This is a genomic window from Pseudomonas sp. G2-4, from assembly GCF_030064125.1.
Lineage (GTDB): Bacteria > Pseudomonadota > Gammaproteobacteria > Pseudomonadales > Pseudomonadaceae > Aquipseudomonas.
The window spans coordinates 3,446,391-3,458,826 of sequence record NZ_CP125957.1; the positions used below are offsets into that span (position 1 = coordinate 3,446,391).

Consider the following 12,436-nt stretch of genomic DNA (forward strand, 5'->3'; position numbering starts at 1 on the left):
TCTTCTGAGGGTGGATAATTCAGCGCGAAAATCGCATACAAAAACGCCGCTCAATGAGCGGCGCTGTTGGTTTTACCCTGTAGAGTTCTGAACTGCTGTATCAAGCAACCAGATCGTTGGCGCTGAAGGTGTTGACACCCAGCAACTGGATCTCGAAATCGGCGCCCAGATCGCCGTTGACGTTGCCGGAAAGCACCTGATCGACAAAGCGCAATTGCCCTGCGCCCGTGAAGTCACTCGAATCAATGAAACTGAACTTGTTTATCCCCGCAGTCAGGAGACTCGCGTCCAGTTTCGTCAGGTCGATCTTATCACCCTGCAGGCGGCTGAAATCGAAAATGACGTCGCGAGCGCTATCCAGGCCCAGCTCACCCAAGGCACTGAAGATGAATCGATCGGCCCCGGCACCGCCGATGAGGCTGTCAGTGCCGATGCCACCGATCAGCAGGTCATTGCCGGCACCGCCGTTGAGTTGATCGTTACCCGCCCCACCATTCAGCGTGTTGTTGCCGGTATTGCCGAGCAATACGTTATCCAAGGCATTGCCAGAACCATTCAGGTGAGTGATACCGGTGAGCGTGAGGTTTTCCAGGTTGGCGCCCAGGGTCCAATTCACCGAGGAACGCACGGTATCGATTTCGCTGGCCAGGGTGCTGGTTTCGCTGACGATATCCTTGAGATTGTCAACGACGTAGGTGTCGTTTCCGGTGCCACCGATAAGGGTGTCGATACCGGCACCGCCGTCCAGGGTATCCGCGCCACCCAGGCCATTGAGCACGTTGGCGGCGCTGTTGCCGATCAGGCTGTTGTCCAGGGCGTTGCCGACCAGATTGAGCGCGGCGACACCGAGCAACTGGCCGTCCTCGACGTTGGCGGACAAGGTATGACTGACGGTTGTACGTACCAGGTCGCGGCCTTCGCTGGCGCGCTCGATGACGTTGTCGCCAAGGTTATCCAGCAGATAGGTGTCATTGCCGGCACCCCCCATCAGCGTGTCCCGTCCGGCACCGCCGTTCAGCACGTTATTGCCAGTGTTGCCGGTCAGCAAGTTCGCCAGCGCGTTGCCGGTGCCATTGAGGTTGGCACTGCCGAGCAGCGTGAGATTTTCCAGATTGGCGCCAAGGATCCAGCTCACCGAAGCGCGCACGGTGTCGATTTCGCTGGCCAGGGTGCGGGTTTCGCTGATGACATCCTTGAGATTGTCGACCACGTAAGTGTCATTGCCTGCGCCGCCGATCAGGGTATCGATGCCGCTGCCACCGTCCAGAACGTTGGCGCCCGCATTGCCGGTGATGCGATTGTTCAGCGCGTTGCCGGTACCATTGAGGTTGCCGCTGCCGCTGAGAGTCAGGACCTCAAGGTTGGTCCCGAGCGTGTAGCTGACTGAAGAGATGACACTGTCGATTTCTGTGAGCGAAGCGCCCCGCTCAATGACCGTGTCGCCAAGGTTGTCGATGACATAGGTGTCATTGCCCGCGCCACCGTCAAGGTGATCGCTGCCTGCGCCACCGTTCAATACATTGCTTGCGGCGTTGCCGATCAACAGGTTTTTCAGGGTGTTGCCGGTGCCATTGAGGCTGGCGCTGCCAAGCAGTGTGAGGTTCTCCAGGTTGGCACCCAGGGTCCAACTCACCGAGGAACGCACGGTGTCGATTTCGCTGCCCAGGGTACTGGTTTCGCTGACGATGTCCTTGAGGTTGTCGACCACGTATGTGTCATTGCCGGTGCCGCCGATGAGCGTGTCAATACCGGCACCGCCGTCCAGAGTGTCGGCACCGCCCAAGCCATTGAGCACGTTGGCCGCACTGTTGCCGATCAGCACGTTGCCCAGGGCATTGCCGACAAGATTGAGGGCGGCAATGCCGAGCAGTTGCCCATCCTCGACATTGGCCGACAGGGTATGACTGACGGTTGTACGTACCTGGTCGCGGCCTTCGTCGGCGCGCTCGATGACGTTGTCGCCAAGGTTGTCCAGCAGATAGATGTCATTACCGGCCCCGCCAATCAGCGTGTCCCGTCCAGCACCGCCATTCAGCACGTTACTGCCAACGTTGCCGGTCAGCACGTTCGCCAGCGCGTTACCGGTGCCATTGAGATGGGCGCCGCCGAGCAGTGTAAGGTTTTCCAGGTTGGCGCCCAGGCTCCAGCTCAAGGAGGCGCGCACGGTGTCGATTTCGCTGGCCAGGGTGCTGGTTTCGGTAATGACGTCCTTGAGGTTGTCGACCACGTAGGTGTCGTTGCCCGCACCGCCGACCAGTGTGTCGATACCGCTGCCGCCGTCCAGAACGTTGGCGCCCGCATTGCCGGTGATGCGATTGTTCAACGCGTTGCCGGTACCGCTGAGGTTACCGCTGCCGCTGAGTGACAGGACCTCAAGATTGCTACCGAGCGTGTAATTGACTGAAGAGATGACGCTGTCGATTTCTGTGAGCGAAGCGCCCCGCTCAATGACTGTGTCACCTATGTTGTCGACGACATAAGTGTCATTGCCGGCGCCGCCGTCCAGGGTATCCGCGCCGCCCAGTCCATTGAGCACGTTGGCGGCAGTGTTACCAACCAAGCTGTTGTCCAGGGTATTGCCAACAAGATTAAGGGCGGCAACGCCGAGCAACTGGCCGTCCTCGACGTTGGCGGACAAGGTATGGCTGACGGTTGTACGTACCAGGTCGCGGCCTTGGCCCGCGAGCTCGATGACCTGGTCGCCGAGGTTGTCGAGCATATAGGTGTCGTTGCCGGCGCCACCCGCCAGCGTGTCCCGCCCGACGCCGCCGTTCAGCAGGTTGTTGCCGGCATTACCGGTCAGCACGTTGTTCAGGGCGTTGCCGGTGCCAGTGAGGTTGGCACTCCCGATCAGCGTAAGGTTTTCCAGATTGGCGCCCAGGGTCCAGGTCACCGAGGAACGCACGGTATCGATTTCGCTGGCCAGGGTACTGGTTTCGCTGACGATATCCGTGAGGTTGTCGACGACGTAGGTATCGTTGCCTGCCCCGCCGGTCATGGTGTCTTTGCCGACACCACCATTTAGAAGGTTGCCCAGTGCATTGCCAATCAGGGTGTCGTCATTAGCCGAGCCAATAGCGTTTTCGATTTTAGCGCCGTAGGCAATCGCCAGCCCTTCATTGAAAGCCGCCCCGGTCTTGAGGTTGGTGAAGGCCTGGCCGATTTTACTGAACTGGCCTTCATTCAGGTTGATGCGAACGGCACCCGCCTGATTGCTTGCATCAATGGTGTCATTGCCGCCCGCGTCCCAGATAGTCTCGAACACCGACTGACCAGCAGCCCAGCTATACGTGTTGTTGCCAGTCTGCCACTGGGTGTTGGCACCATAGAGGCTCTGGATGGCGGCGATGTCCAACAACATGGGCGTGGTTGGCTCATAGGAGTACCCACTGTTGTAACTCATGATCGTGTAGCGCACGTCATCGAACTGGGCGGAAAGCACCGTGGGGTTTGCCAGGCCTTGGGAGAACGGATGCTTGAGGCCCAGCGCGTGGCCGATCTCATGCATAAAGACCAGGTAGTCGTAGGAGCCCTTGTCGGGTGTCGGATCGTTCGTGATCGGTCCCAACCAGACATCGCCAGCGGCGGCCGTCCTGCCGGGGTAATAGCCCCACGCAGCGGTGTCGTCATCCATCCATTGATAGCCGCCGAACCGCAAGTCACCGACATTGGTAGAGGATTCGGCAACCTCAGTGAACTTAAGGTTGGCGACCGAACTCCACGCGCCGAGCGAACTGATAATGCCGTCTTGCTGCGCCGACGTCACCTCGTAGCCGCCCAGGTATTCGCGCTCACCGCTGTACTGGGTGGAGAAATATGAATCCGCCGTCATGAAGCTGTACGTCAGGGACGTACCCGTGATCGCGCTGCCGCTCCAATAAGTGCCGTAAAGCAAACTGTTGACCTGCGCGTTAGCGGTCAGCTTTGCGTACGAAATAGAGGAGTAACCAAGTGGACTGGGCATACGAGCTTCCTGAGATCAATCTGCGGCCATTCCTGGGATGCGACCGCTACAAAGGGTTATTTTGCATGAGAAACAGGGCGTTTGATATCAGTTGGCCACTGTTTTTTTAACCGTTAATCCGAAGAGGCCGGCGCCACCAGCCAATCATTGGCCCGGCGAATATCCCCCTCCCCCAATCTTCCGCTCCAGCGGTGCAATACGAGCAAGCTGGTCACGAACTTGTACTGGGACTGATAGAAATCCCGCCGTGCGCGAAACTCTTCCTTGATGCTGTCCAGCACATCGACGGCATTCTTGACGCCATAGGCGAAGGCTTTCTCGGTCGCTATCCGTGACTTCTCAGCGGATTCCAGTGCGCGACGCGTTGCCTTGATTCGGCTCAGTTCAGCGGTCATGCCGAGGTACGCCGTGCGGGTTTCCTTGACGACCTGGCGCCGCAGGGCTTCCAGCTCCTGCTGGGCGACTTCCTTGTCGCTTTCGGAAGTCGACACTCGGGCACGGGTGGAGCCGCCACTGTAAAGCGGCACCTGCAAGTCGAGGGAAGCGACTAGATTGTCCGAGCGAGGCGCCAATGCACCCTCATAGCCGATGTCACTGCGTTGCGCCGTCAAGTTCAGGCCCAGCCGGGGCAGATGGCCGGCCTTGGCCTCACCAATCGCCGCATCCGCGGCACGGATACTGTGTTCGCGGGCATGCAATGCCGGGTTGCTGTCCAGTGCAGTCTGCACCCAATAATCCTGCGCCTGGGCCGGCAGGCTGAAGGCCGGATTGTCGCCGATGCGCTTGAGCGGTTCCTGGACGTCGCGCCCCACCAGTTCGGAGATGGCTTCACGACTGACCTGGACCTTGTTGCTGGCTTCGATCTCATCAGCCTTGAGCGCATCCACTCGCGCCTCAAGATCCAGTGTGTCGGTCACCATCGCCATCTGCCGCGCATACAGGGCATTGACGCGCTTGAGGTTGCGCTCGGTCGCGTCCAGCTCGCTGCGCACCAGGGACAGTTCATCCTCCGCCGCCAGCACGGCGAAGTAGCGCTCGGACAGGTCAATGCTGGCCTGCACTTGGGTGTCATCGGATTCGTATTCGCCCTGCCGGGCCAGCTCTATGTACTTCTGGTAACTGCGCCAGACCTGAGGGTCGTAGATCACCTGGTTGAGCATCACCGCCATGCGTTTGCCGTTGTACTGGATGCGGTTCAGGTCGTCGTCACGGCGGCTGCGATTGACACTGCCGCTGGCGTTGAGCTGCGGCAACAGTTGACCCAAGGCCGCACGCTCGTTGCCCTCGCCGCTACGGATCAGGGCTTGAGCCCGCAAGATGCGCGGATCAGCACCCTGCGCCTCCTGATGTAACTGCCACAGGTCTATGTAAGAGCCCGTTATCCCGCTGCCAGCAAGGGTGCCAAGCGGCATGACAGCCAGGCATATCGCGATCAGGAACTTCATGTCAGTCCTCGATCATCGAGCGGGCGAAAGCATTGCTGGCAGGCTGCATCAAGTACTGCAACAGCGTCCGCTCCCCCGTATTGATCAACACTTCGACCGGCATTCCCGGCACCAGGGTGAGATTGCCCAGTGCCTGACGGCCTTTGTCGGTCAGGGCCACGCGTGCCAGGTAATAGGCTGTGCCGGTGTCCTTGTTGGTCAGGCGGTCTGCGGATATCTGCACCAATTGCCCTTCGATGACCGGTGTGGTGCTGCTCTTGAACGCACTGAAGCGAATGTGCGCCAGCTTGCCCAGGGCGATACGGTCGATGTCCATCGGTGAAACCTGTGCTTCGATGATCAGTTCTTCGTTGACCGGGACGATGTCCAGCAGCGCAGTGCCTGGGCTGACCACCGCGCCCAGGGTGTGCACGGTCATGCCCATGACCATGCCCGACTCGGGCGCCAGGATATCGGTGCGTTGGTCGCGGTCTTGCAGGGTCGCCAGTCGCTCGCGCAATTCATAGACCTTGCTCCGTGCATCCCCCAGCAGGCCGGCGACCTCGGTGGCAAAGGTCTTTTTCAGTTGCAGTATTTTCAACTGCGCCTCGTCGATATGGACCCGCGCTCGAGCGATCTCGGATTGGCTTTCGGCGATTTCGGCCTGCAAGCGAGAGAGGCTGCGCTCTTGCTCGCGCAGGCGCTGCTTGTCTACGTAGCCCTCGGCCAACAGCGCACGCAAGTCGACAATCTCTTCCTCATAGGACGTGGCCAGTGTTTGCTTGCTGGCGATGACGGCCTTGAGTCCGCGAATCTGCTCCTCGATCTGTCCGATGGACTTCTCTTGCAAGCCGATTTCACCCAGCAACGAGGTCCGGCGGGTCTGGAAGATTCGCGCTTCACTGTCACGGGCCTCGCGTACTCGTGGGTCAGCCGAGTCCAGGGTCGGCTCAGGCGCAGGCTCGGGTAGCGAATCACGTTCAGCCACCAACCGGGCTTGCAGTTCGAGGGCGGCGATCAACTGGCTGCGCATGGCTTCCATTTCCGAGCGCGCCTGGGTGTTGTCGAGCACCAGTAACACATCGCCAGCCTTCACCTGGTCGCCGTCATGCACGCGCAGTTCGCGCACGATGCCGCCTTCAAGGTGTTGAACGGTCTTGCGGTAGCTTTTGACCGTGACCACACCCGGCGCGAGTGCCGCGCTGTCGAGCGGCGCCAGGGTAGCCCAGCCGCCGAACAAGCCAAAGGTGACCAACAGCATGAGGTAACCGATGCGACGTATCGGTGCGTCATCGATTGGCAGCCCGGACGTATCGGCGGATGAGGAGTGAGTGCTTTGCATGAAGTTGCTCATCCGTTTCTACGATTGAATCGCGGTAGCGGGCGTAACGCCCCGCAGTCGCGCCAGGACCTTGTCGCGCGGCCCAAACAGGCTTAGCTCGCCTTGATTGAGAACCAGCAATTTATCCACCTGCGCCAACACCCCGGAGCGATGGGTAATGACAAACACCGTGGCACGGCTCTGCTTGAGCTTTTGCAGCGCTTCGGCAAGCATTTTTTCACCGGCATCATCGAGGTTGGAGTTCGGTTCATCGAGCACCACCAGGCGCGGCTCGCCGTACAAGGCGCGGGCCAGGCCGATGCGTTGCCGCTGGCCGCCGGACAAGCCACCGCCATTGGCGCCAATCACCGTGTCGTAGCCATCGGGCAGTTGCAGCACCAGCTCGTGTACGCCGGCCATGCGCGCGGCAGCGACTACCGCAGGTGCATTCACGGGGCCGAAGCGTGAGATGTTCTGGCTGATGGTGCCCTCGAACAGCTCGATGTCCTGCGGCAAATAGCCGATGTATTGGCCCAGTTCGTCCCGACGCCATTGACTGATGTCCGCACCGTCCAGCCGCACGGTACCGCTCAGGCTTGGCCAGATCCCCAGCAATGCCCTGGCCAGGGTCGACTTTCCGGCGCCGCTGGGACCAATGATGCCCACTGCCTCACCGGCGAGCACTTGAAAGTCCAGCCCACGAATAATCGGCTTGCGGCTATCCGGAGACCCTACCGAAAGCCCCTCGACACGGATCGCCCCCTCAGGTGCCGGCAACGACATACGCTCAGGCTCGGCGGCAATCCTGGCTAGCAATTCGTGCAGCCGGGCATATTGCGAGCGTGCGCCCAGAAAGCCTTTCCACACGCCGATCAACTGATCGATGGGCGCTAGCGCACGGCCCAACAAGATAGAGCCGGCAATCATCAGTCCGGGCGAAATTTCATGATTGATCGTCAAGTAGGCGCCCAGGCCCAGCACCAGCGACTGGACGATCTGACGAAACGTTCGGGACACCGCCGAAATGCTCGTGGCGCGGTCGCTGGCCAGGCTTTGCAGGGTCAGGACCTTATGGGTTTGCCCGCTCCAGCGCTGGCGCAGACTCGCCAGCATGCCCATGGACTCAACCACTTCGGCATTGCGTAAACTTTTGTTGGTGAAGGCAGTAGCGGCCATCTGCTCACGGTTGGCAGCCTGCAACGGTGCATGCGTGAGCTTTTCGTTGACGAAGGCCAGCGCGCCCAGCAACACCGCACTCAATAACCCCATCCAGCCGAACCAAGGGTGAAAAATGAACATGACGGCGAGGTAGATAGGGATCCAGGGCGTGTCGAAAAACGCAAACAGGCCGTTACCCGTCAGGAACTGGCGCAACGCATTCAAATCGCTCAGTGGCTGGGCTGTGGCGTTCATACCGCAGGTATTGAGTGCCTGTCTGAAACTGGCATCGAACAAGCGCTGGCCCAACAGCGTGTCCAGGCGCGTACTGATGCGCACCATAATCCGCGAGCGAACCCATTCCAGGCCACCCATCGTGATCATCAACAGCATCATGATCAGCGTCAGCATCAACAGCGTCGACAGGCTCGCGCTGGCTACGGCGCGGTCGTATACCTGGAGCATGTAGAACGATGGAACCAACATCAGCAAGTTGACGAAAAAGCTGAAAAAACCAACGGATAGAAAACTGCCTTTGCATGCGGCAAGGGCGCTTTCCAGCTCGGTCCTGGGGTGGGCTGACATGGTTTATTACCTGAGGTCCGCTTATGTACAAACCTGAAAAAACGGAAGGAATACAGGCGTACGAATGCCTGGATTATCTTTAGCGGGGCACCTCTGGAGCGCCTGCGCAATCGGATCTACCGCGCTGTATCGGCACGTTCAAGGGATTCTTAAGGCGGGGATAACCAGGCGAGTGAAGATGTGCGAAGGGGGCCAACTGCAGGTTGGCCCCCTTCCATGCCGGACTGGATCCGCTGGGATGATCGGGCAAGCGGTACTTGTTTTCCCGCAGGCGAGTCTCTACCGGAAGGGAAAAGCGGTCAGGCTATTCGTCGTACCGACTTGCGCGACCTGCTGGACCGTGTGTAGCGGAACAAGTCCTTGGGGTCGTTATCATCGTCATCCTCGCCCCACGGCACCAACTCGATGCCAACCCCCAGGTTACCCGCCTCGGCCTGCTCGTTGATGTAACGCAGCACCGAGTAGTCCTCCAGTGCGAAGCCTACCGAGTCGAAGATGGTGATCTGCTCACGGTCGTCCCGCCCGACAATCTGGCCCGCCAACACACGCCAGAGATCGACCGTCGGGAAGTCCGCCGGCATTTGCTGGATGTCGCCCTCGATGCGCGTCTGGGGTTCGTACTCGACGAACACCTTGCCGGCACGCAGCACATCGGCATGGAGTTCGGTCTTGCCCGGGCAATCGCCACCGACGCCGTTGATATGCATGCCCGGCTCGATCATCTCCGGGGTGATAATGGTCGCGTAGGTTTTGTCGGCGGTCACCGTGGTGACGATATCGGCGCCGCGTACGGCGTCGGCGATCGAGGCCGCTCGAATGATCTTCAGCGAGGGGTGCCCGGCCAGATTGCGGATGAATTTCTCGGTAGCCAACGGATCGACGTCAAAGACCACGACCTCTTGGATGCCCAGGTGATAGTGGAAGGCCAGGGCCTGGAATTCGCTTTGTGCACCATTGCCGATCAGGGCCATGCGCCGGGAATCGGGCCGGGCCAGCGCTCGGGCAGCCATCAGGGAGGTCGCGCAGGTGCGCAGCGCGGTGGCCACGGTCAACTCCGAGAGCAACACCGGATAGCCGGTCTCGACATCGGCCAGCACACCGAACGCCATCACCGTGTACAAGCCGCGTTGGGTGTTCTTCGGATGGCCATTGACGTACTTGAAGGCGTAACGCTGAGCGTTGGACACTGGCATCAGCTCAATCACGCCGATCTCCGAGTGATTGGCGACCCGTGGCGATTTGTCGAAGGCCAGCCAGTCGATGAAATCATCGCGAATGGCGTCTGCCAGCTCGCCGATGAACCTGGAAATGCCGATATGTTCGACCAGCCGGGACATGGTGGGAACATCTACGAAACGCGTCATGAAATACCTCCGTGAAAATCAGGAATGAGACTACGCGGCCTTGCGGCGACGGTAAGCGAGGAGCAGGAAGATGAACCACAGCGGCATGGCGCACAGGGCTATCCGGGTGTCGGGTTCCAAGGCCAGCAGCACCAGCACAAAACCCAGGAAAACCAGCGTGGCGACAGCCATGGGTACGCCGCCCGGGGATTTGAAGCGCGAGGCTTGATGAGCCGCGGGATTCTTTTTGCGATAAGCGATATAGGACGCCAGGATCATCGACCAGGTGAAGATCACCAGGATTGCCGAGATGGTTGAGATCAGAGTGAACACCGTCATCACTTCGGGAATGATGAACAGCAACGCCAGCCCGGTCAGCATGCACACCCCCGAGAACAGCAGGCTGTAGACCGGCACGCTGAGCGCCGAAAGCCGGGCGAAGATGGCCGGTGCATTGCGCCGTTCGGCCAACCCGAAGAGCATCCGGCAACCGGAGTAGACGCCGCTGTTTGCCGACGAAGCGGCCGAGGTCAATACGACGAAATTGATCATCCCCGCTGCCGCCGGAAAACCGGCCAGCAGAAACAGCTCGACGAAGGGACTGCGGTTCGCCGGCACCTCGGCCCAGGACACCACACTGATGATGCACACCAGGGCCAGGATGTAGAACAACAGGATCCGCACCGGGATGGTGTTGATCGCTTTGGGCAGCGTGCGCTCCGGGTTCTTCGCTTCCGCGGCGGTGGTGCCGATCAGCTCGGTGCCGGCGAACGAGAACACGGCGATCTGGAACCCGGCGAAGAAGCCGCTGATGCCATGGGGAAAGATAGTCCCCGGCGCCACCACGTTCGAGAGTGAGGCGACAACACCGTTGGGTGAGGTGAAGGAAGTGGCGATCATTACCGCAGCAGTAAGGATCAATATGACGATGGCAACGATCTTGATAATGGCGAACCAGAACTCCACCTCACCAAAGACCCTCACCGCCAGCATGTTCAACCCCAGCAGCACGAACAGCGTGGCGAATGCCGGCATCCAGGCGGGAGCGTCCGGGTACCAGTACTGGAAGAATCCAGCCACCACGACCACATCGCCGACCACCGCGACGCTCCAACTCAGCCAGTAGGACCAGCTCAGCACGAACCCCGCGCGTGGTCCCAGATAATGGGCGACGATGTCAGCGAAGGACTTGAACCGAAGGTCGGACAGCAGCAGCTCGCCCATTGCCCGCATGACGAAGAACAGGAAAAACCCGAGGATCGTATACACCAGCAGGATCGAAGTGCCGGACAGCGCAATAACCTTGCCCGAGCCCATGAACAGCCCGGTGCCGATTGCACCACCAATGGCAAGCAGCTGGATGTGGCGGTTCTCCAGCGTTCGTTTCAGATGCCCGTCACGGCCGGGTTCGACAACGGAGCTTTTCTCAAGGCTCCCGGTAATGTTTTCCATGATCGACCTCTTATTATTGTTGGTAGGTGCATTGCGTAGCCGAACGAAGGCCCGAAGCGAGCCCTCCGTAGGTGTCACAGGTGTTGAAGCAAGCCGCGTCAGGTTCGGCTTTCGAACCCTTGCAAGGTGTTCACGGCATTGATGCCGATCTCGTCGACCATGTAGCCGCCTTCCATGACGAACAGGGTCGGGATGCCCGCACTGCCGATCTCGGCGCCCATGCGCAGGAAGTCTTCACTGGTGAGTTTGAAGTGGCTGATGGGGTCGTCTTCGAACGTGTCGACGCCGAGCGAGACCACCAGGAAATCGGGGCGCTGAGCGACAATGCGGGCCAGCGCATCCTTCAACGCGCTCTGGTACTGCGCCCAGGCGGTCCCTTTGGCCAGTGGGTAGTTCGCGGTAAAGCCCTCACCCGCCCCGACACCCTTCTCGTGCACATAACCGGCGAAATACGGGTACGACACATGAGGGTCGCCATGGATCGAGACAAAAAACACGTCGGGACGGTCGTAGAAAATGTTCTGCGTGCCATTACCGTGGTGGAAGTCGACATCCAGCACGGCCACGCGTTTTGCCCCTTGGCTCAGGCAACGTTCGGCGGCTATAGCGGCGTTGTTCAGGTAGCAATAACCGCCCATGTATTCGCGGGCGGCATGGTGTCCCGGTGGACGGCACAGGGCGAAGGCACCATGAGCGCCGTCGATGACCCGCTGCATGCCGGTGAGCGCCACATTGGCGCTGCTGCGTACGGCCTCCCAGGTACCACCGGTGATCGGCGCGCCGGCGTCCATGGCGTAGAAACCGAGCTTGCCATCGATGAAGCCAGGCTCAAGGTCAATGGCCAGGTCACGCACCGGCCAGACCAGAGGCAGCGCGTCATGGGTCTTGCCTGTAGCGGTCCACTCTGCCCAGGCATTTTCCAGGAAACTGACATATCGCTCGCTGTGGGCCGCGACATAGCAGGAACGGTCAAACGACTGCTCCGCGATGACGTCTCCCAGGCCCGTGCTGTGCACACGTGCCAGCACGGTTTCGGCGCGTTGCGGGTTTTCGAACGACGGGGTCACCGCTCCGTCCTTGAGCTCGGAGCCATGGTGCAGTCGATGGTTGGAGCTGAAGACTGTCAGCACGCGAATGTCCTTTTTTCTGGGTGTGATTGGATGAGCTAATTTTCTCGTCACGAGCCTGA

The 12,436-nt window shown here is 60.1% G+C and carries 7 protein-coding genes; all 7 read right to left on the reverse strand.

Features of this window, described 5'->3' with window-relative positions; all coding sequences use genetic code 11:
- Positions 1-100 precede the first annotated feature (100 nt).
- Entirely contained in the window at positions 101-3,964 is a 3,864-nt protein-coding gene (locus QNH97_RS14970) for a M10 family metallopeptidase (protein WP_283552696.1), read from the reverse strand.
- 113 nt (positions 3,965-4,077) lie between these two features.
- On the reverse strand, positions 4,078-5,409 hold the full coding sequence (locus tag QNH97_RS14975) for a TolC family protein (RefSeq protein ID WP_283552697.1): 1,332 nt from the start codon (positions 5,407-5,409) through the stop codon (positions 4,078-4,080).
- 1 nt (position 5,410) lies between these two features.
- A complete protein-coding gene (locus QNH97_RS14980; protein WP_283552698.1) occupies positions 5,411-6,730 on the reverse strand; it encodes an HlyD family type I secretion periplasmic adaptor subunit in 1,320 nt (439 codons plus the stop codon).
- An 18-nt stretch (positions 6,731-6,748) separates the two neighbouring features.
- Positions 6,749-8,452, reverse strand: a complete 1,704-nt coding sequence (locus tag QNH97_RS14985) for a type I secretion system permease/ATPase (protein WP_283552699.1) — start codon at positions 8,450-8,452, stop codon at positions 6,749-6,751.
- A gap of 299 nt (positions 8,453-8,751) precedes the next feature.
- A complete protein-coding gene (gene ocd / locus QNH97_RS14990; RefSeq protein WP_283552700.1) occupies positions 8,752-9,816 on the reverse strand; it encodes an ornithine cyclodeaminase in 1,065 nt (354 codons plus the stop codon).
- 30 nt (positions 9,817-9,846) lie between these two features.
- Complete coding sequence (locus tag QNH97_RS14995; RefSeq protein WP_283552701.1) at positions 9,847-11,247, reverse strand: amino acid permease; 1,401 nt, start codon at positions 11,245-11,247, stop codon at positions 9,847-9,849.
- A gap of 98 nt (positions 11,248-11,345) precedes the next feature.
- Complete coding sequence (locus QNH97_RS15000) at positions 11,346-12,377, reverse strand: histone deacetylase family protein (protein ID WP_283552702.1); 1,032 nt, start codon at positions 12,375-12,377, stop codon at positions 11,346-11,348.
- Between the last annotated feature and the right edge of the window lie 59 nt (positions 12,378-12,436).